The sequence below is a fragment of the Enterococcus sp. AZ194 genome (assembly GCF_051713825.1).
GTDB lineage: Bacteria > Bacillota > Bacilli > Lactobacillales > Enterococcaceae > Enterococcus_K.
In genome coordinates this window covers 1,819,139-1,839,120 of the sequence record NZ_JBIOQR010000001.1, presented here as the reverse complement: position 1 = coordinate 1,839,120, position 19,982 = coordinate 1,819,139, and the positions used below count along the sequence as shown (strand labels likewise).

Here is a 19,982-nt window from a genome sequence, read left to right as displayed (position 1 = left end):
TGGGCAGGGAAAACTTCCTTATAACAAAAAGACAAGCTTCGCTCAGGAGGCTTGTCTTTTGTTAAATTTATTTAGTTTATCCTTCATTACGTACCACTTGATCTTGATATAGAGGACAGTCAGTACAATCAGGAGACAGATTTTTTTTTGAATTAGATTGAAGAGGGATAGTTTTTAATAAACGTAAACCATTTAGGATAACTAGAATGGTACTCCCCTCATGACCAATTACACCAATGGGTAAGCTAATGAATTGAAAAAAATTTGATAAGATAAGTAAGATAATGACGCTGATTGAAAAAATAATATTTTGTGTAACTATCCGTTTTAATTTGAGAGAGAGCATATGACTCATTTGAAGCTTCTCTAAATCATTATTAATCAGCACGATATCAGCAACGTCCATCGCGATATCTGTTCCTTCACCCATAGCAATTCCTATTGAGGCCGTGGCAAGTGCTGGGGCATCATTAATTCCATCACCAACCATCGCGTTCACAGCATACTCTTCTTTTTCCGTAGCAATTCGAGTGGTTTTTTCTTGAGGCAGACAATCTGCATAATAAGTAGTAATCCCTGTTTCTGTAGCAATAGCGCGAGCCGTTCCTTCGTGGTCTCCGGTCATCATAGTCGTATGGACTCCTTGGGCGTTGAAGTAGGCAATTACAGAGGCAGCTTCAGGTTTGGCTACATCCAGTAGGCCGAAGAAGGCAACTAGTTTGTCATCTTTGGCTAAGAAAATCACGGTCTTTCCTTCGTTTTCTAGCTGTTTGATGGTTTGTTTTGTTTCAGTTGAGACGTAAGTAACATCTGGGTTATAGGCATGCTTGCCGATTTTCCAAATATGGTTCTGATAGGTAGCTTGTAAACCAAAACCAACCACTTCCTCAATTTCAAGTGAAGCCAAGTCTTGAGGTAAGTCCACTCGGAAATGTTGAATGAGCGCTTCTGCTAAAGGATGGTTACTTTTTCTTTCCATCGCTACCAACATTGAAATGACTTCGTCTTCCTTTTCAAGAAACAAACTATTGGTTACGATTGGTTTTCCCTTAGTTAAAGTGCCTGTTTTATCAAAAGCAATAGCTTTTAGTTGGGCAAGATTTTCCAAAAAGCTTCCCCCTTTAAAGAGCACGCCATTTCTTGCACCATTGGAAATAGCTGCAAGAGTAGCTGGTGTAGCAGAGGCTACCAAGGCACAAGGAGAGGCGACAACTAATAAGACCATTCCCCGATAAAAACTTTCATCCCAAGTCCAGTTCAAGAAGTAGAATGGGATGAAAATCATAAGTGGGACAATCAGTAGAACGATTTTTACATAAATATTTTCGATTTTTTCTATGAAAGAGGCCGTTTTGGTTGGCACAGATTGCGCTTCTTCGACTAATTGTATAATTTTTGCGAAGAGGGTATCTTCACTCGTTTTAGTAACCTCAATTGTTAAGGCATTGCCTGTGTTTAACGTCCCACCGAACACTTCTGCTCCAATTGTTTTTTCAACTGGAACAGATTCTCCGCTAATCGCAGCTTCATTGATGCTACTGTGACCGCTAAGAATCACACCATCAATAGGAATGGTAGCCCCTTTAGGAACAAGAACGCTATCAAAGAGGGCCAATTCAGACACTTCAACTTCAGCTGTTTGTCCGTCAGCGAGAATTTTTTGTGCTACAGTTGGTTTCAATTGCATCAAAGAAGTGATTTCTTTACGACTTTTATTTGTTGTATATTCTTCTAAAGTACCGCTTAAGCAAAAGATAAAGGTCAACATAGCGCCTTCAAACCAATTACCTATGAGACACGCGCCAATTGCCGCAAGTGCCATTAATAAGTCAACGTTTAATGTTCGCTCAGAAAATAGTTCAGATAATCCTTCATACGTTTGTTTCCAGCCACCAGAGAGTATCGCGAAACTATAAACGAAAGGGTAGATCAGAATATCATTTTTTTCCAAGATAAAAGCTAGAATCATTAAAAGCAAACAGAAGAGCGTTGATAAAAATGCTTGTTTTTCAGATTTACTCATGAGAATTCCTCCTTCTAAGATAAGCATATCATATCATTCTTCTAATTGATAATATAAATCTCTAATTGAGAACGATAGTGATTATCAATTGAAATATCTAAGTGAGATAGAATTTTTAATGATAATTATTATCAATAAAAAGGGTAAAAAAAGAAGCACAGAATTTATCCTGTACTTCTACAAATATTATAAGGTAATCAACCAATAGCCAATAAGGATGACTCCTAAAATAATTCGGTACCAACCAAAGACGGTGAAGTCATTTCGTTTCAAATAATTTAATAAGAATTTAATGGCAATGATCGAAACAACAAAGGCGACGATCATCCCTAACAATAATAAAAAGGTTTGTTGGAAGTCGAAAGAATTTCCAGCCTTGATGAACTTCAAAATTTTAATCCCACTTGCCCCAAACATCACAGGGATTCCTAAGAAAAATGAAAACTCTGTAGCGACAAAACGAGAAGCACCAATGAGGATTGCTCCTAGGATTGTTGCACCCGAACGAGAGGTTCCAGGAATCAACGAAAGAACTTGGAAGAACCCTACGACCAATGCCGCTTTATAAGTAAAATCATTCAATGAAGTACATTTGGGTGTCGCATTTTTATTTCTTTTTTCAACAACGATAAAGGCAACCCCATAAACAATCAACATGATAGAAACAGGTAAAAACTTGTGGAAGTGCTCATCCAAGAAATCATCTAGTAGAAGTCCTAAGATGCCTGCTGGAACACAAGCAACGACAACTTTAAACCACAATGTCCACGTGTTGTTCTTCTCAATCGTTGTTTTTTTAGTGGAGAAGGGGTTTAACTTATCAAAATATAAGACAACCACGGCTAAGATTGCTCCTAACTGGATGACCACATTAAACATTGTGGTAAAATCTTTACTGACATCCATTTTAATGAATTCATCGACTAAAATGAGGTGTCCAGTACTACTTATAGGTAACCACTCAGTGATACCTTCAACAATTCCTAAAACAATTGCTTTCCAAATATTTGCTAGTAACATAGTTTCATTCCTTTCAGACAAAAAAATACAAGTTTAGTATACCTGTTATTATAAGGAAAACCAAACTTTTTATGAAGTAGACTTAGGTTTTTATGAAAAACTTGAAGTTTGTAAGAAGATATAAAAGAAAAATTGTCTAAAAAAGACAGTCTCTAAACGTGCTAGATAAGGTTTATTTTAGACAATTTTGATAGAAATTTAGTTTAGAATGGTGTTAGACTTTTTTTTGCCATTTTCGATATAGTCTACATTATTTATGTCTTGGATGGAGAATTTTCCTTCTTTGTAAGTGATTTTTGTAACACTTCCGTTTTGTAGGCCGGCACGAATAGGTTGTTTTTCATCAATCAAGTTTAATAAAAAGGCAATAGTTAAGCCATGTGAGACAATTAAAACATTCCCACCACCTGCTTTTTCTCTTCGATGAGCAATATCTTCAAAGCCTGACCATACACGGTTACGTAAGACCTCATAAGGTTCGGCCCAATTTGCAGTATCAACTGCTTGAATCGCTTCTGCAATCTGTCTAAAGGTAACATCTGTTTCAATCATGTCATCATAGTTTTGGAAATTAAGTACTCGAGGCACCACACCCCACATCTCCATATCATAACCGCCTTCTAGAGAGCCAAAACACCATTCTCGAATTCGATTATCAATTGAATAGGGGATGTCGCGTCCATGTGCATGCTCACCAAGAATAATACGGCTCGTTTCAATTGCTCGGCCGCTATCACTAGAATAGGCTTCTGCGAAAGGCACTTCTCTAAGACCAAGGCCTAAATAGTGAATGCCTTCTTGACCAGCTTTGGTTAAAGGGGTATCACACCAGCCTTGCACACGTTCAATCGTATTAAACATAGTTTTTCCATGTCGGACTACATATAAAGTCGTTTCGGTCATTTACTACACTCCTTATAAATTTTTAGTTGAAAAAAGGATTCGTTAGTCGTTCGTGTTCGATGGTTGTCGCATCTCCATGTCCAGGATAGACTGCAAACTCATTTGGAAGAGGGAAGAGCTGCGTTTTAATGCTAGTTAGTAGCTGTTCGAGGTTCCCTGTAGGAAGGTCTGTTCGTCCAATGCTCCCTCTAAATAAAGCATCGCCAGAAACAACAAAGTCATCAAAAATAAAACTGACACTGCCAATCGAGTGTCCAGGTGTTGGGACAACGGTAAAACGCATATCACCAAGAAGATACTCCTTCATTTCAAATTCATATTCAGCTGGTTGAACAATGATTGTCTGGATATCATCATGACGACCTAAACCAGATAGGTTCATCATCGGATTACTAAGCCATGCTTGCTCTAATGGGCTCACATAAACGGGAATCTTATAGTGCTGACGGATTTCCTCCACAGCACCAATGTGGTCATAGTGAGTATGTGTCAATAAAATGGCGACAGGCTGTTGACCTATACGAGTAATCTCAGTAATAATTTGTTTTGCATCTTCACCAGGATCAACAATCAATAATGCTTTATCATTAGAAATTAGATAACAGTTCTCTTGAATCGGTCCGGTTTTCATTCGAGTAATCTTCATAAATGTCCTCCTCAAAACGTATCTGTTGATTTTCTTTACTAGTATAGTATACCTCAATAATTGAGCAGGAACAAAAAAAGACAGGAGTTTTCTGAATAATCAGATTCTATGAAAATATAGAGTGAATTCTAAACGTAAGACTATCAGGTTTTCATGAGTTTCTAAGAAAACTAGTCTATATTGAACTTATCCAAAGAAATCCTAATTCTTTATCCTTTTCCCTGTTTATCCGCAGGGAATTTTTTTGTTTTATTGAGAAGTAAGTCAAAAGTAAGGAAAAGATCTGTTTATCTCAAGGAAAAACTTCCTTCTTTAAAAACGTGGCGTTCTGATTTATAATTAGGTTTTAGTATATACGAACATTCGTTTGTTGATAAGGAGGGTCCCATGAAACAGTCGAAAATTTCAGTCAGACAGCTTGTCGAGTTTATCTTAAAAAAAGGCAGTATCGATTCTAGCCAAAATAATAGTACGCACACAGCACTTGAAGGGGCAAGAATTCATCGCAAGCTACAAAAAGAAGCCGGTGACTCTTATCAAAAAGAAGTCTTTTTAAAAACTGAGGTTGTCTTTGAAGAGCTGACCTTGAATATTGAAGGTCGAGCAGATGGTGTTTTCGAAAAAGAGGGACAATGGATAATCGACGAAATAAAAACCTCCGAGCCTCGGTTTGAAGAGTTAGAGCCTTATCAAATTGACTTGTTCTTTTATCAAGCGATGGTTTACGGGTATATCTATCTGAGTCAAAACGAGTTAGAAGAAATAACCATTCAACTGACATATTTTCAAACAATCGAAGAAATTATAACAAGAACCACTCGCCATTTTTCTGCCCATGAATTAGAAGAGTTTTTTAACCAGTTGGTGGCAGATTATAAGGAATGGGTGATTTTTAAAGAAAACTGGCGGATACTCAGAAATACTTCGCTAAAGGCTTTGAAGTTTCCCTATGGTGACTATCGAACGGGACAACGTGAGCTTGCTGTAGCTGCCTATAAGACCATCCGAACCAAACAAAAGCTGTTTGTTGAGGCGCCGACAGGAACTGGAAAAACCATTTCAACCCTTTTTCCTACGTTGAAAGCTATAGGGGAGGAAGAAGGTGAGCGGGTCTTTTATTTAACCGCCAAAACAATCACTCGACAAGTTGCCGAAGATGCCTTGGTAGCCTTGAGTGAGGCAGGTGCAAAGACAAAAAGTGTCACCTTAACAGCGAAGGACAAAATCTGCTTTTTGACCGAGCGAAACTGTACACCAGAGCATTGTATTTATGCAAATGGGTACTATGATCGATTGAATGAAGGTTTATGGGACTTATTAAATCATGAAAACCAAATGAATAGGGAAGTTATAGAAAGATACGCTAAAAAACATACATTATGTCCCTTTGAGCTTTCTTTAGATGTTAGTTTGTGGTGTGATATTATTATTGGCGACTATAACTATCTGTTTGATCCCACTGTTTATTTACGTCGATTTTTTGAACAAGAGGAAAATGAGGAGAATATTTTTTTGATTGATGAGGCCCACAACCTAGTGAATCGTTCTCGAGAGATGTATTCAGCGACCATTGAAAAAAATCGTTGTTCAGAGGTGATTTTTGAGTTGGGGTCTGAACATAAGAAGCTGCAACGCGTATTAAAAAAAGTCTCTAAAGAGTTTTTGTCTATTGAAAAGATTGCCGAAGAAGATGGTTGGTCGTATCACCATCAGAAACAACCAGCAGAGAGTTTAATTAATCAGCTATATAAACTAAGTGAAAAGATGCAAGAATGGTTGGCCGAATTTCCAGAAGATCCTGCCCAACCCAAAGTACTATCTTACTATTTTGACGTTCTGAGATTTCTAAAAATGAGTGAGTTTTATGATGATCATTATGAGACAACAATTGAACGTAAACTCGGGGACTTAATTGTGAGACAATTCTGTATTGATCCATCAGACTTTTTAGAGTCTTCTCTTTCTAAAGGGGTGGCAAGTTTATTATTTTCTGCTAGCTTCTCACCCCTGTCTTATTATCAAACTGTTTTAGGTGGGAAGGAGAGTTTGGCGTATCGATTACCGAGTCCTTTTCCAATGAACAATCAGCGGATTATTGTGGCAAACTATATAGAAACGACTTATCAAAAACGACAAGCAAGTGAGCCAGATGTGGTTCAAGCAATTGGTGATTTAGTACAAGCGAAAACCGGAAATTACTTGGTCTTTTTTCCTTCCTATCACTATCTGGATAATGTGGCAGAAGGGTTTAAACAAGAATATCCGGGAATTCAGACGCTAATTCAAGATACCCATATGAACGAAGAAGAACGAGAAGCATTTTTGGAGAAATTTGAAAAAGACCCTAAAAAAACTTTGGTGGGGTTTTGTGTGTTGGGCGGAATTTTTTCAGAGGGAATTGATTTGAAAGGAAGCCGACTGATAGGGACTGCAATTGTTGGGGTAGGCTTGCCTCAAATGAATCACGAACAGGAGTTAATTAAAGAATATTATGATGAAGAGGAGAAAAATGGCTTTTCATTTGCTTATCAGCTTCCGGGAATGAATAAGGTTTTACAAGCAGCAGGTCGCGTTATTCGAGATGTATCTGATGTGGGTGTGGTGTTATTACTTGATAGACGGTTTAAGACACCGCGTTATCAAGAGTTGTTTCCGCCTCACTGGCAGCATTACAAAACAGCCTTTAACTCACTTCAATTAAAAGAGGAAATCAAAAATTTTTGGCAGACAACGGACAAAAAGAACGGGCTAACGAATTAAATTGAAATTTTTTTCATCAACTTAAAAAACTAGGTACGTCTTAGCTCGTTAAAGCGAGTACGTACCTAGTTTTTTTGTTTTGAAAGGCGTTCCTATCGATAATTTGTAAATTGTAGTTCGATAGGCAAGTCCATTTTTCTCAAGGTTTGAATGACTTCTTGTAAATCATCTCTATTTTTTCCAGTGACGCGAATCTGATCATCTTGTATTTGTGATTTTACTTTTAATTTCGCATTTTTAATGGCCGTATTAATTTTTTTGGCATTCTCTTTGTCAATTCCAGAGATCAATTCTGCTGTTTGACGGGCTTTTCCACCTAAAGCTTTAACAGTCTCTGAAAAATGGATATTTTTGATTGGCACGCCACGTTTCATCAATTTGTTAAATAAGATATCTTTTATTTGATCTAACTTGAAATCATCATCGCCAACGACGGTTACTTTATTAGTATCCAATGTAATCTCAACTGTCGAACCTTTAAAATCAAAGCGATTGTTTAACTCTTTTAATGCGATTTGGATGGCATTCTTAACCTCTTCAATAGACACTTCAGATACGATATCAAAACTTGCTTCTTTTGCCATAAATTTCTCCTCCAATTTGTTTCAATTTCATTAGCTAAAGCATACCATGAAAGGACTTGTACGACCAGTCGATTTTCGAATGATAAAATTCTTCTCATTTAAGGGATAATGATTTCATTTTTAAAGAGGATTTGTTATTCTAGCTATGGATTTATTTAAGGAGTGTGAAAGGTGAGTAAACTAATAGGAACCTATCAGGAGCATCAGATACTTACAAAAATTGGCGTTATTTTATTAACGGGTATTACTGCGGCAATTGGCCTGAATTACTTTTTGATTCCTGCCCATGTATTCTCTGCAGGAATGAATGGGATGGCCCAGATTATTGCCTCACTTTTAAAGACCTACTTTTCTATTGAGGTAGATACAGGAATGTTTATTTTCTTACTCAATATTCCCGTTTTTGTATTAGGTTATATCAAATTAGGCAAATCATCAACTTTATTAAGCTTTCTAACCGTTTTATGTATTTCTGTAATGACTGTGATTGTTCCTAATGGGCAAGTTACTGACAATATTTTAATGAATGCAATTGTTGGCGGCGTTTTTGTTGGGATTGGTGCAGGTCTTTCATTAAAATATGGTTTTACTACAGGTGGAATGGATATTCTATCAGTGATTTTGTCTCAAGTTACTGGAAAAACTGTGGGTAAATATATGTTTTTGTTAAACGGATTAATTGTCATGTTGGCAGGTTTTTTATTTAATTGGGAGAGTGCCTTATTCACCATTATTTCAATCTATTGTATGACCCAAGTAGTGGATATGATTCATACGAGTCATCAAAAAGTAACCGCAATGATTGTCACTGTCAGACCAGAAGAAGTAGCTCATGCGATTTCAAAGAGGTTGGTACGGGGAATGACGTTGCTACCTTCAATCGGAGGTTATGCAAAAGTGGAAGGGAAAATGATTATGATGGTTGTGACACGTTATGAGCTTTATGATCTGGAACAAACCGTTTTGACCCTTGACGAAAATGCCTTTATTAATATTTTACCGACACATTCTGTGATCGGGCGGTTTGCTAATGAGAGCGAACAGAAGACTTATCGAGCAACTGGCCGTTTTCCTGAAAAAAAAATTAAATAAAAGTGGAAAATAAAGAAAAAGAATTCTTCGAAGGTGAAGAATTCTTTTTTACTGCAAATATGTTGTCTATAAAGCTTTTAGGAAATAATTATAATCGAATTTCAAAATTTTTTTTGTTTTTTTCGATTATTAATTTTGAAAATATGGAAGGTTTCATTTTACCTAACTTTTTGTTCTTGACTTATAGGGTTTTCTTTCATTAGAATGAGAGTAGAGCAATAAATCCAAATAAAAAAAGGCACTTCATACAAGGATTGGCGTCGTTGTATGAAGCCTTGAGTAATCAGACACACTGATCATCAAGTTTGCCCTAGCCAATGCGCACACTGACCTCCTATATTGTACCTAAGAAGAGACAATATTTCTACTCTTTTTTTAGGATTACCGATAAGTAGAGGAGAAAGAGACGCTTATTTAAGCTAAGACAACGGTATCGACCAGTGAAAAAGCTGGTCGATGCCTTTTTTGCTGTGAAACACAGCTTTTGAAAAAAGCTGATGTTGAACAGCGATGTGCAAAAAAGATGAAGCGTAAGAGACGCCTGTTTCTAATAGCGGTGTTGTCTCTTACATGGAATTGTTTGTCTTAACTTTATAAGCTAGAAAAGTAGGGTTACCTCTCATTTATACTCCTTCCAAGTTAGTAAATGAGAGTCCTACTGGCTTGATGGATTTATTGCTCGTTTTTTGATAAAAAACCGATGTCATCGAGAAGGGAGACTGATGAGAAAATTTTTTAATAGATTCACTAGATTTTCAGATTCACTATAAATTTTATCTGTAAGTAAGAATCAAAAAAATGTAAAAGGTTTATCAAAAAAAGCAACGGAACCAACGATAAAACAAGTTTAGTCAAGTTGAAAGGCAGGAATGATAAGAGGACTCAGGCTTTGTCAACCAGAGATTGTCTTTGAAACTTCTTGTCTTTTTTAGTGGCACTATTTTTCTCTCATCGCCCTAATAAATGGTCTTTTCAAAATAAAAATCATCTTACCTAGTTACGATTCCACAAATGTTTATAAATATTTTTTTAATGCAGCAACGATTCCCTCTTCATCATTTGATAAAGTAATGTCATCTGCAATAGCCTTTAATTCGTCTACTGCATTGCCCATTGCGATGCCCATTCCCGCATATTCAATAATTGTGCGATCATTTTGCCCATCACCAAATGCGATGATTTCTTCTGGTGTGATTAACAGTTTTTTTGCGACCTCACTGACAGCTTTCGCTTTATCAATGCCTTTCATTGTAAACTCAAAATAAACTGGTGCGGAGAAAGCGGCTGTTAAGGTAGTTATAAAAGGTGCTTGAATCGCTTGATAGTGCTGTTGAAGATACTCTATTTCACCAGCAATTAAAATTTTATAGAGTGGGAAATCCACAAATTCAGCCAAATCAGGAACTTCGCACAAGCGGAATTGTCCGCCTCTTGATTCATATTGGATAATGTTGAAAGGACCGTCTGGAAGCTGAAGTTGGTTATTAAACACATCATTAACATACATATAGGTTTCATCATTAATCATCGGAATCAACTCGAATTCTTTTAAATGAGTTAAGATTTGTTTAGCTAAGTCAGTAGGAATTGGCTGGCTAAAAATGGGTTGTTTGGTCTGGCAATCTAAAGCCATCACTCCGTTGTAGGAAACAATGTATCCTTCGTATGTATCCATGCACAATTCTTCTGCTAAATGCAACATGCCTGGTGTAGGGCGTCCAGAAGCCAGAATAACTTTGATGCCGTCTTTTTGTGCGCGAATCAAGGCTTCTCTAGTTCCTTGAGAAATTTTCCTTTCTGAAGTTAATAAGGTACCATCAATATCTAATACAATTGCTTTTATTGTCATGAATGTACTCCTATCCATATTTTGTTCAGTAATCAGTGATTGACCTATCCGCCTGACAGTCAGGAATGAGTGCGTCTATAGTCAGTCAAAAGTCCTTTATCAAAATAGAAATTTTTTTCTTCTTATAGAATTATCCTAACATCAGTTATTCTAATAATAAAGTTGTTTTGTTAAAGAGGCCGTCACTTTAGGAAGAAAATTGAGCACTGTTTATCCTTTCAAAATTAATTACGCTATTTTTTAATAGAATTTTTTTTGAATAAATTTAATGGCTTCAGGAAATTTTTACGAAAAGTTCTGGTTAACAGAGACGAATCAGAAAAGGAAAATAAGAAAATGCTGAGTGAAATCTAGTCAAGTTTTCATTAGTATGCTATTATTGCTAAATAATTAGGAGTGAGGAGTGAAGTTATGCTATTCGGGACAGCAAAATGGAATCAAAAAGACCACTTAGAAATCGGTGGTGTCGATACAATTGAGTTGGCAAAAAAATATGGGACGCCATTATTTGTTTATGACGTTCAACACATTCGAGAGATGGCACGAGGCTTCAAGCAAACATTTAAAGAAGCGGGTGTTAAAAATAAAGTCGTATATGCGAGTAAAGCATTTAGCTGTCTTGCAGTGTATAAGGTGTTACAAGAGGAATCCTTAGCTTGTGATGTCGTTTCAGGTGGAGAGTTGTACACAGCTCTTAAAGGGGGCATGGACCCTAAAGATATCGAGTTTCATGGGAACAATAAAACAAGAAGTGAACTACAGATGGCTGTTGATGAAGGCGTAGGCACAATCATTGTTGATAACTTCTATGAGATTCAACTTTTAAGTGAAATTCTTCATGCTAAACAAAAAAGACAAGAAGTTTTATTCCGTGTGACACCAGGGATTAGTGCGGAAACACATGACTATATTTTGACTGGTCAAGCGGATTCAAAATTTGGTTTTGATGTAGCGAGTGGCCAAGCTAAACAAGCGTTAAAACAACTTTTAGCGGATGAGGTGTTTGTCGTTAAAGGCGTTCATTGTCATATTGGTTCACAGATTTTTTCACCAGAAGGATTTGTGGCAGCGACAGATATTATTTTTGATCTATTAGCTACTTGGAAAAAAGAGTTAGATTATACAGCAACGGTATTTAATGTGGGTGGTGGGTTTGGCATTCAGTACACGGAGTCAGATACACCTGTGTCACCAGCAGAGTTTGTCCAAACGATTATCCAACAAGTGAAAGAAAATTGTCAAAAAATTGCCTACCCGTTTCCTGAAATATGGATTGAGCCAGGACGTAGTATTGTGGCTGAAGCGGGCGTGACATTATATAGCGTGGGTTCTCAAAAGGATGTCCCTTCTATTCGCAAATTTGTTTCAGTTGATGGTGGAATGGGAGATAACATTCGTCCGGCCTTATATGATGCGAGATATGATGCGTTGGTCGCTAATCGTAAAATAGAGGCAAACGAAGAAAAAGAGTCAATTAATATTGTTGGAAAATATTGCGAGTCTGGCGATGTTCTTATTCGAGACATCGCGTTTCCAACTGTCACAGAGGAAGACATTATTGCCCTGACAAGTACGGGAGCGTACGGTTATTCTATGGCTAGTAACTATAATCGGAATCCTAGACCAGCAGTTGTTTTTGTTGAAGGTGGTAAAGAAACGTTAGTCGTGAGACGTGAAACTTACGAAGATTTGATTGATTTAGATGTCCCAGTTGATTAATAATAATTATTCTAAAGTAAATTAGTCGCTAAAAGAGAACAAGCAGAAGTAGCATGAACAGAATTTATTTTCTTTCTTGCAGAAGGCTTGTTCTTTTGGCTCTTTGAAAGAAAATAAAACAAACAAATAATTGAAGAGTGAGTAGCAAACGCTCAAGTAACGAGAATCATTCCGAGGATATTCTCATTTACAAATAACCAAAAAAAGAGTATTATAGGTAGGAATCTTGACGAGGAGTGTGAAAAGATGAGCGAAACCAATCAAGAGTGGAGTCCAGAAGAAATTGAGTCCATCAAAGAACGCATCTTAATGGCATTAGAAACCGTGATTGATCCTGAATTAGGGATTGATATTGTAAACTTAGGTTTAATTTATGAAATCGAGTTTGAACAAACAGGGGAGACTGTAGTGAAAATGACTTTAACTACTATGGGCTGCCCGTTAGCAGATATTTTGACAGAACAAATTCACGAAGCAATGAAAGAAGTCCCAGAAGTCACAAAAGCAGAAGTGAAGCTTGTGTGGTATCCAGCTTGGACGACTGATAAGATGAGTCGTTATGCACGGATTGCTTTGGGGATTCGATAGAGACGTTTTTTATAATAATTGGCTCTCAATTAGAGAGTTTATTGTTAAAAAGATGTTCAATTTAATATAGTAAAAAATAAAAAGCTCTTTCGTTAACTAATCGGTTAGCGGAGGCGTTTTTTTGGTTTGAGAATTATCCCAATATTTGAATAGTAATATGACACAATTGTCATTATAATTATAAAAAGTGGTGATTATGATGGTGTATTTCTGTGATAAGGTGTCTAATTTAATCAGGATTGTCAAGGGCGGTTTAGAAATGTAGGAAAAAGGCGGTTTTATTATCCTTATTTTTGTAGATTTTCTTGATGATCTCTCAATCGATATGATTTTCCAGTAATTTTGAATATATGAGAATGATGAACCAATCGATCTAGTATAGCTGCTGTGGCTGTTGGATTTCCCCAGCCAGACAGGCTAGAATTAGTCGTAAAGATAGTCGAAAGGTGTTCGTATCGAGCGTTAATCAATCGAAACAATAAATTTGCCTCCTGTCGCTGAATTGGAAGATAACCAATTTCATCAATAATTAACAGTTCATAGTTTGCATACCTCACTATTGAACTATATGATGGCAGAATATGATACAATCGAGTAGATAGTTCGAGATTGAGTTACTAAAAATAATTTTCTTGAGATGATCTATATAGGTAAATCTGATTTGAAAAAAATAAAAATTATATATCAGACTGGAAAATACTGACACATTATTCACTACTCTCAAAATCAACTTCATCAGAAGGAATTTTTAGGTTTTTAAAGTTTAGTGTAGCATAGTCGATTTTAAACAGTGACATATAATTGTTTTGATAGTGAGTAAGCATCTTCATCCCCGCATTTGTTATATAAAGTTTTAGTATATCACTTCGTTTTTCTCTGTAAGACAAAAGGCCAGTGGAAAATAACTTTTTCATTGTTTCATCCCAACCTTCTGAAGCAATGTTTACAAATCTTTCTGTTCCAGAATAGATTTCATTTTATAACACCATTCCTTGGATGTTATCGAAAAAAATGCCGAATGTATTATCGATATAGGATGTTAGACCACGGGCTTTCTTTTTCATTACCAGTAATACTAAGAATTCTGAATAGGTAAATTTAGCCCATGGTGAAATTTTTAAGCAGTTTATAATTTGTTCGATTAATGAATCAGTCTCTTTTCCATAAAAAATAAAGGTTTTATTACTGTAAAAGCTAACTTTTGCTTTATGTGTGCTTATTCTAATCTGACAGTAAGATTGAAATTCTTCATTTAAAAAAGTGACATAGAGGGAGGAATTACTTGGAATTTTAGCTGATATAATAGAATAATGAGTTTATTTTTATTTCATATTTTATTATGGAAATAAGTGATTCAATAATCAATAGATACCAAAACTATCAGTAGACATATTTCTTATAAACTAATTTATCATAGAAGAGTTACAAGCTCTAGTCTAAAAAGTCCTTTTGTTAGAGTGTACAGTAGATAGGGATATAAATAGAAAATACTACCAAATGAGGTAGAGTGAATTTAATCTCTGAGAACAGGTATTAGGAGAGTAAAGGCAGAAAGGAAGTGTTTTATGAAAAAGATAGTTATAGGTGGCGTGATTCTCGCGAGTGTAATGTTATTAGTAGCATGCTCAAATAGCGAGGCGTCGACTCAAGAAACGACACAAGCTGCTGATGACAAAATTGTAAAGATTAATAAAAATTTAAGTAGCCAGTTAGTCGGCAAATGGTTTTTACATACTGATGGAGAAGCGAAAGAATATGAAATTTCTGAGAGTGAAGGGTATGTGTATTTTGATGGCGAAAAACTGAAGGTCACAGAGACTACAGGTAATCATATTCATACTCAAACAGAAGAAAAGCAACCTCTGGATTATGTTTTTAGGCTGGAGGAAAATAAAGTGACTGTGTTGCCTTCATATGAAGTTTCAGAAGGTAGCGTGGGTGGAAGCTTAGCGCCTATTGAATTGAATAGAGACGCTGTAAAGCAAGTGAACATAAATAAAACGAGTTCAACAATGGCTGAATTTACTGATCTGATTGGCGAATGGAAATCAGAGGAGGAACAAAAAACTTATTACATTCGTCTATCTCTTGAGAATGAGACGGAACAAACCCTAAGATATGTAGACAATTTGGATGGAAAAGACAGTCAATTACTAAAGGTTGAGGAGGTCTCTAATCAAGTCATGACTGCGTTGACGGAAGATGAATCTAGCCGTTATTTCTTTGATTTTTCTGAAAAGAATATACTGACTGCTGCATCTGGCATTAATCCCAGCTACTATTCTAAAAAAGGAGAAGATGTGCCAGAAGGGATGTCCAAACCGATTCGCTACAAAAAAATTGACTGAGGATTTGATAGGGTGTTAATCTGGACAATAAGTGAGGGTGAGTTGAGTCATTTAAATAACTAGATTAGATGTGTTACTAATTTTTATCGTGTAATCGCCTCTTTTATTAACTTTATTTAAAGGTTGATAAAAGAGGTTTTTTGAAGAGAGAAGAATGAGACGAAAAGGAGTATAATTAAGACAGAATTCACTATAATGAAAAGAGGAGTTCTCAAAAAAACTTATTCAGAAGTCACTTAGTTAGGAGATTGGAGAAGGTGAAATGGAAAAAGAAACAAAAATTCCTTTGTTAAAAAAAAGCTACCCACTAGTTGTTGGTAGTGTGTCAGGGCTGATTGTGTTGGCGTCTGTGGTAGCAATTATTGGCTCACTACTCCAAGGGCTGACTAATCCAGTCTTTGTCTTTGTTTTTTTCATTTTGTTTGGTGTGACGGGGGTGTTTTACTCATACCAAACCTTTTTGATGGTCTATAAAGAACAAGAAAGTAAGCAGTTAAGAATGACCGTTAATTGTTTCGCAATCATAACATTTACTTATATGGCCTTCTTAAGCGCTTATTTATATGTTTTTGAAAATGAAGCGGGCGCATTAAAGCTAATCATTATTGGGGTGTTAGCGATGGTTGGTTCTATAATAAACTTCAGATTAGCGAAAAAGGCATGAGTTTAAGTGTAGTGTGTCAATTTTTGTACGCGCCTATTCACTTATTTGAAAAAAGCTTTTTTATCTATTGCCATCAAAAACTGATCCAAGAGTGGGTTATTCGTTACCTAGACGAGTAGTCCATTTTTTTTGTAAAACACTTGATTATGTACCTATATGACAAAGGTTGCGTTATAATGAAGGGGCGTTAAGAGAATAAAAATGGATAAGGTTTAAATAAAAAAGTTTTCATTAGATGGGAAGTGTATCAAATGAATTTTACAACAGTTTTTATTGATCGAGATGGAACGATTGGTGGAAGTGGCCATTATTGTGCAATAGAAGAATTTGTATTATATGAGAAAGTAAGGGAAGCTATCCAGCTGTTGAAAAAGTCGGGTTGTCAGGTTTTTGCCCTCACAAATCAAACAAAAATAGCTGAAGGAAAAATGAACAGGACTGCACTTGAACAGTCATTAAAAACAATTGGATTTGATGAAGTATTCATTTGTCCGCATCAAGAAAATAGCTGGTGTACGTGTCGCAAACCAAAGACAGGTTTACTTGAAGAGGCAGAGAACCTGTATCAATTTGATCGAACAAAAGCGGTTGTGATTGGGGATAGCTATAGGGCAGATATGAATTGTGCCAACGATTTTGGTGTTCTTGGGATTCATGTTGCGACTGGACGTGGTGCCGAGCATAAGGATTCATTTACAGGGAATTGCTTAGAGAAAAGAAAGAGAATGTCTACGATGCAGTTAAATGGCTCCTTGCTCAAAATATGCAAGAGGAGGAGTAACAAGTGAATAAAGTGAAAATCCGAAAAATGCGGTCGCATGATATAGAAACAATCGATGCTGCCTTTATCCAACAGGGTTGGCCATCTAGAAAAGAAACGCTTGCCAATTATTTTATGGAGCAAGAATCATCGCAACGGTCGGTTTTTGTTGCAGAAATTAATCAAGAAGTTGCGGGGTATGTAACGCTGATTGATTTGGCGAAACAAGGACCATTTAAAAATAAATTTCCAGAGATTGTTGATTTTAATGTGTTTGAAAAGTATCAAAGACAAGGGATTGGCAACCAATTATTGGCTGTCGCAGAGTCGCAGGCACAAAGACTAGCTGAGGTAATAACTTTAGGTGTTGGACTTCATGCGGGGTATGGCGCAGCACAAAGACTTTATTGTCAACGTGGGTATGTTCCAGATGGCTCAGGGGTTTGGTTCAACAACAAACCGTTAGAGATGCAGGCACCTTGTGTTAATAATGATGAGTTAGTTTTATATATGTCAAAAAGAAGAGTAGAAGGGATTTAAGTAGGTGATGGAGAAAGCAATTTTTACAAATATGTGTATGATTGAAAATGAATTTGGGCAGGTGCTTGTTCAAGAGAGAATGAAGAAAGATTGGCCAGGTGTGGCGTTTCCAGGCGGACATGTTGAAAAAAATGAATCATTTGTTGATTCTGTGATTAGAGAGGTCCGAGAAGAAACGGGACTAGCCATTAAACGGCCTGTACTGTGTGGCGTCAAACAATTTCAAACGCAAAATGATGAACGTTATGTGGTGTTTTTATATAAAGCGACTGAATTTGAAGGAACATTGAGCGCTTCTGATGAGGGGCCTGTGTTTTGGATAGACAAGAAAGAGTTGGGCAATTATTCTTTAGTACCTGATTTTATGGAAATGGTTGAAGTCTTTAGTAATCCAGAGTTTTCTGAGTTTTTTTATTCAGAAAGTAGTGGGGATTTGACAGTCCATTTAAAATAAGCATGGGTATGAAAAATCTGTTTGGAGAAATGAGGGAGTATGGTGCATCCAGTTACGTGTTCTTGTTTATGTAAGAAGGTGTCGTTTACAGCAGTGTTAAAAGATTGGTCTATTGAAGTTTGTCATTGCGCGATGTGTCGAAAAATGATGGGGAGTAGTGGCTTTCTTGGGATGAAATGTGTGGGTGAATTGACGATGTCTTCTAAAGAAGCGCTAGGGAGTTACTCTTCATCTGAGAAAGGGCAAAGAGGTTTTTGTAAACATTGTGGGACGAGTCTCTATTATTATTTTCTTTCTGAAAAGACTTATTTTGTTCCAGCCGGTGTAGTGGATAATCTGCCAGAAAATAAGGTCACCATCACAACAGAAATTTATTACGATAACAAACCGTGTTATTATGATTATGTTGGTCAAACAAAAAAATATCTAGAGACAGATTTTGCCTAAGCGGACTAGAGTTAGTCTGTCACTAGGATTCAATAGAAAGGGAGAGGACGCGATGAATGAGGAAGAATTAAAACAAGTGATTGCCACAAACAATCGTTTGAGAGAGATACTAAACATTGTCAATGAGCTGAATCTAACTGATTGCTGGTTGTGTGCGGGGACGATTCGGAATTTTATTTGGAATTATTTATCAGGAGAAAATGAGCTGGATCAATCCAATGATGTTGATGTGGTATTTTATGACCCAAGTATTAGTTACGAAGAAACCGTTCGACTTGAAGCTAAGCTCAAAACAAAATATCCAGAGTTTCAATGGGAGTTAAAAAATGAGGTGTACATGCATAGTCATAATCCAGGCACAACGCCATATACAAGTAGCATGGATGCTTTATCTAAATTTCCTGAAACCTGCACGGCTATTGCTGTTGCTTTAAGAGACGATAAGATAAATCTACTCGCTCCGTACGGAATTTCAGATATGGTTAATTTTGTTGTTCGAGCAACACCTTTTTTCAAAGAGTCGACAGCCAGAATGGCTATTTATAGACAACGAGTGGCTAAAAAAAATTGGCAGAAAAGATGGTCAAAAATTCAGGTGTTGGACTTGGAGAATCGTGATATTAGTTAAAAACGAGCTCGTGAATCGCGTTTGTGGTTACATGAGTTGTGGATATCAAATAAAAGAACATAGGCTTAGAAGGCAGCATAAAATGTCAATGTAAGCCTATTTTTGTTTGCGCATTTATCAAAAAAACTTTGATAAGAACGTATGTTTGTATTATAATCTTACTTAATAAAGCATAAATAAAGGACTGTGGTAAACAGCTGCATAATAAATGAAGTGATAGGAGAAATCAGCTAATTAGATAGATCTGCGAGGAGTGAGGTTGAGTGAAAACACCATTAACAATTGAGATGGAAGTCTCTTTATATGAATATTGTTTGGAATTGGGTGCAATAGTTGTTGAAGAAGTAACGATGCCTGATGATAAAGGAATTGTGGATACTCTAAGTTGCTTTATTCAACCAGATGGTATAAGAGAATGGCGATGCTACGAATTAAAGGTTTCAAAAGCAGATTTCCGTTCAAAAGCAAAGCTGTCATTTATTGGTCATTATAATTATTATGTGTTGCCTAAGGAATTGTATGAACAAGTCAAAGAAGAAATCCCGAGTGAGATTGGGGTCTTAGTTTATCGTCCTTATGCTAGTGAAGAAGTGGTGGATTCAAAAGGGACATTTCGTGTGGTCAAAAAGCCACAAAAAAAAGAGTTAGAAGTGGAGGAAGCAGCTTTAACCAACAGATTTTTTGCTTCATTGTTTAGAGAGGTCAGAAAGGCCAAACAAATGGAGAAGGGAACACGTTATTTTTCCACAGAAGAGTTATACAAGGAACTAAAAAAACGAACCACCTACCTTGATGTGGCTGGTGACTCAAGCGGATATGAAGTCTTTAAGGAAGAGATAGAAACTCAAGCAGTGTTGGAGTTGACAGAAGAATTAACGGCGCTGAAAAAAGATTATGAGTTTTTAAAAAACCGACAAACTGTCCGCAGACGTGCGACAGAGCCTTTGGAGTGAGAAA

19 protein-coding genes and 1 pseudogene are annotated in these 19,982 nt (G+C 36.5%); 12 read left to right on the top strand and 8 right to left on the bottom strand.

Annotated features, from left to right (window positions below):
* Positions 1-76 precede the first annotated feature (76 nt).
* The 4 genes from IGI37_RS08555 to IGI37_RS08540 form a co-directional block, all read right to left on the bottom strand.
* Positions 77-2,023: a heavy metal translocating P-type ATPase gene (locus IGI37_RS08555; protein WP_438761177.1), complete on the bottom strand. Its 1,947-nt coding sequence runs from the start codon at positions 2,021-2,023 to the stop codon at positions 77-79.
* 186 nt (positions 2,024-2,209) lie between these two features.
* On the bottom strand, positions 2,210-3,043 hold the full coding sequence (locus IGI37_RS08550) for an undecaprenyl-diphosphate phosphatase (protein WP_438761176.1): 834 nt from the start codon (positions 3,041-3,043) through the stop codon (positions 2,210-2,212).
* Between the two features lie 198 nt (positions 3,044-3,241).
* Positions 3,242-3,946, bottom strand: coding sequence for a histidine phosphatase family protein (locus IGI37_RS08545; protein WP_438761175.1), 705 nt, complete (start codon positions 3,944-3,946; stop codon positions 3,242-3,244).
* A 22-nt stretch (positions 3,947-3,968) separates the two neighbouring features.
* On the bottom strand, positions 3,969-4,592 hold the full coding sequence (locus IGI37_RS08540; RefSeq protein ID WP_438761174.1) for an MBL fold metallo-hydrolase: 624 nt from the start codon (positions 4,590-4,592) through the stop codon (positions 3,969-3,971).
* Positions 4,593-4,979: 387 nt separating this feature from the next.
* Between IGI37_RS08540 and IGI37_RS08535 the strand changes: the two genes are divergently transcribed.
* Positions 4,980-7,352, top strand: a complete 2,373-nt coding sequence (locus IGI37_RS08535; protein ID WP_438761173.1) for a helicase C-terminal domain-containing protein — start codon at positions 4,980-4,982, stop codon at positions 7,350-7,352.
* Between the two features lie 92 nt (positions 7,353-7,444).
* On the opposite strand, the gene IGI37_RS08530 is transcribed toward IGI37_RS08535, so the two are convergent.
* A complete protein-coding gene (locus IGI37_RS08530) occupies positions 7,445-7,936 on the bottom strand; it encodes a YajQ family cyclic di-GMP-binding protein (protein WP_438761172.1) in 492 nt (163 codons plus the stop codon).
* Positions 7,937-8,107: 171 nt separating this feature from the next.
* On the opposite strand from IGI37_RS08530, the gene IGI37_RS08525 reads away from it, so the two are divergent.
* Entirely contained in the window at positions 8,108-9,028 is a 921-nt protein-coding gene (locus IGI37_RS08525; protein WP_438761171.1) for a YitT family protein, read from the top strand.
* A gap of 1,015 nt (positions 9,029-10,043) precedes the next feature.
* On the opposite strand, the gene IGI37_RS08520 is transcribed toward IGI37_RS08525, so the two are convergent.
* A complete protein-coding gene (locus IGI37_RS08520) occupies positions 10,044-10,877 on the bottom strand; it encodes a Cof-type HAD-IIB family hydrolase (protein ID WP_438761170.1) in 834 nt (277 codons plus the stop codon).
* A gap of 411 nt (positions 10,878-11,288) precedes the next feature.
* Between IGI37_RS08520 and lysA the strand changes: the two genes are divergently transcribed.
* Together lysA and IGI37_RS08510 are read left to right on the top strand one after the other, a co-directional pair.
* On the top strand, positions 11,289-12,596 hold the full coding sequence (gene lysA / locus IGI37_RS08515) for a diaminopimelate decarboxylase (protein WP_438761169.1): 1,308 nt from the start codon (positions 11,289-11,291) through the stop codon (positions 12,594-12,596).
* A 246-nt stretch (positions 12,597-12,842) separates the two neighbouring features.
* Positions 12,843-13,184 carry a metal-sulfur cluster assembly factor gene (locus IGI37_RS08510; RefSeq protein ID WP_438761168.1) on the top strand — a complete coding sequence of 114 codons (342 nt, stop codon included), beginning with the start codon at positions 12,843-12,845 and terminating at the stop codon, positions 13,182-13,184.
* A 287-nt stretch (positions 13,185-13,471) separates the two neighbouring features.
* Here the strand turns inward: IGI37_RS08510 and IGI37_RS08505 are convergent.
* Positions 13,472-13,738, bottom strand: a pseudogene (locus IGI37_RS08505) (ATP-binding protein); the annotation flags it as partial.
* A gap of 153 nt (positions 13,739-13,891) precedes the next feature.
* On the bottom strand, positions 13,892-14,098 hold the full coding sequence (locus IGI37_RS08500; RefSeq protein WP_438761167.1) for a hypothetical protein: 207 nt from the start codon (positions 14,096-14,098) through the stop codon (positions 13,892-13,894).
* Between the two features lie 651 nt (positions 14,099-14,749).
* On the opposite strand from IGI37_RS08500, the gene IGI37_RS08495 reads away from it, so the two are divergent.
* The 8 genes from IGI37_RS08495 to IGI37_RS08460 all read left to right on the top strand — a co-directional run bounded on the left by IGI37_RS08495 (position 14,750) and on the right by IGI37_RS08460 (position 19,978).
* Complete coding sequence (locus tag IGI37_RS08495) at positions 14,750-15,532, top strand: hypothetical protein (RefSeq protein ID WP_438761166.1); 783 nt, start codon at positions 14,750-14,752, stop codon at positions 15,530-15,532.
* Positions 15,533-15,794: 262 nt separating this feature from the next.
* The gene (locus IGI37_RS08490) at positions 15,795-16,196 is read left to right on the top strand and encodes a hypothetical protein (protein WP_438761165.1); all 402 of its coding nucleotides are present in this window, start codon (positions 15,795-15,797) and stop codon (positions 16,194-16,196) included.
* A gap of 251 nt (positions 16,197-16,447) precedes the next feature.
* Complete coding sequence (locus tag IGI37_RS08485; RefSeq protein ID WP_438761164.1) at positions 16,448-16,984, top strand: HAD-IIIA family hydrolase; 537 nt, start codon at positions 16,448-16,450, stop codon at positions 16,982-16,984.
* Positions 16,985-17,004: 20 nt separating this feature from the next.
* The gene (locus tag IGI37_RS08480) at positions 17,005-17,496 is read left to right on the top strand and encodes a GNAT family N-acetyltransferase (protein ID WP_438763619.1); all 492 of its coding nucleotides are present in this window, start codon (positions 17,005-17,007) and stop codon (positions 17,494-17,496) included.
* A 7-nt stretch (positions 17,497-17,503) separates the two neighbouring features.
* Positions 17,504-17,950 carry an 8-oxo-dGTP diphosphatase gene (locus tag IGI37_RS08475; RefSeq protein ID WP_438761163.1) on the top strand — a complete coding sequence of 149 codons (447 nt, stop codon included), beginning with the start codon at positions 17,504-17,506 and terminating at the stop codon, positions 17,948-17,950.
* Between the two features lie 42 nt (positions 17,951-17,992).
* Positions 17,993-18,397 (top strand): GFA family protein, encoded by a 405-nt coding sequence (locus IGI37_RS08470; RefSeq protein ID WP_438761162.1) that lies wholly within the window; start codon positions 17,993-17,995, stop codon positions 18,395-18,397.
* A 52-nt stretch (positions 18,398-18,449) separates the two neighbouring features.
* Complete coding sequence (locus IGI37_RS08465) at positions 18,450-19,025, top strand: nucleotidyltransferase family protein (RefSeq protein ID WP_438761161.1); 576 nt, start codon at positions 18,450-18,452, stop codon at positions 19,023-19,025.
* A gap of 263 nt (positions 19,026-19,288) precedes the next feature.
* Entirely contained in the window at positions 19,289-19,978 is a 690-nt protein-coding gene (locus tag IGI37_RS08460; protein WP_438761160.1) for a hypothetical protein, read from the top strand.
* The last annotated feature ends 4 nt before the right edge of the window (positions 19,979-19,982 follow it).

Bases quoted from the DNA above. Each gene is read 5' to 3' on its own strand.
- IGI37_RS08555 (WP_438761177.1), bottom strand. From the start codon at position 2,023: ATGAGTAAATCTGAAAAACAAGCATTTTTATCAACGCTCTTCTGTTTG.
- IGI37_RS08550 (WP_438761176.1), bottom strand. From the start codon at position 3,043: ATGTTACTAGCAAATATTTGGAAAGCAATTGTTTTAGGAATTGTTGAA.
- IGI37_RS08545 (WP_438761175.1), bottom strand. From the start codon at position 3,946: ATGACCGAAACGACTTTATATGTAGTCCGACATGGAAAAACTATGTTT.
- IGI37_RS08540 (WP_438761174.1), bottom strand. From the start codon at position 4,592: ATGAAGATTACTCGAATGAAAACCGGACCGATTCAAGAGAACTGTTAT.
- IGI37_RS08535 (WP_438761173.1), top strand. From the start codon at position 4,980: ATGAAACAGTCGAAAATTTCAGTCAGACAGCTTGTCGAGTTTATCTTA.
- IGI37_RS08530 (WP_438761172.1), bottom strand. From the start codon at position 7,936: ATGGCAAAAGAAGCAAGTTTTGATATCGTATCTGAAGTGTCTATTGAA.
- IGI37_RS08520 (WP_438761170.1), bottom strand. From the start codon at position 10,877: ATGACAATAAAAGCAATTGTATTAGATATTGATGGTACCTTATTAACT.
- lysA (WP_438761169.1), top strand. From the start codon at position 11,289: ATGCTATTCGGGACAGCAAAATGGAATCAAAAAGACCACTTAGAAATC.
- IGI37_RS08510 (WP_438761168.1), top strand. From the start codon at position 12,843: ATGAGCGAAACCAATCAAGAGTGGAGTCCAGAAGAAATTGAGTCCATC.
- IGI37_RS08500 (WP_438761167.1), bottom strand. From the start codon at position 14,098: ATGAAAAAGTTATTTTCCACTGGCCTTTTGTCTTACAGAGAAAAACGA.
- IGI37_RS08495 (WP_438761166.1), top strand. From the start codon at position 14,750: ATGAAAAAGATAGTTATAGGTGGCGTGATTCTCGCGAGTGTAATGTTA.
- IGI37_RS08490 (WP_438761165.1), top strand. From the start codon at position 15,795: ATGGAAAAAGAAACAAAAATTCCTTTGTTAAAAAAAAGCTACCCACTA.
- IGI37_RS08485 (WP_438761164.1), top strand. From the start codon at position 16,448: ATGAATTTTACAACAGTTTTTATTGATCGAGATGGAACGATTGGTGGA.
- IGI37_RS08480 (WP_438763619.1), top strand. From the start codon at position 17,005: ATGCGGTCGCATGATATAGAAACAATCGATGCTGCCTTTATCCAACAG.
- IGI37_RS08475 (WP_438761163.1), top strand. From the start codon at position 17,504: ATGGAGAAAGCAATTTTTACAAATATGTGTATGATTGAAAATGAATTT.
- IGI37_RS08465 (WP_438761161.1), top strand. From the start codon at position 18,450: ATGAATGAGGAAGAATTAAAACAAGTGATTGCCACAAACAATCGTTTG.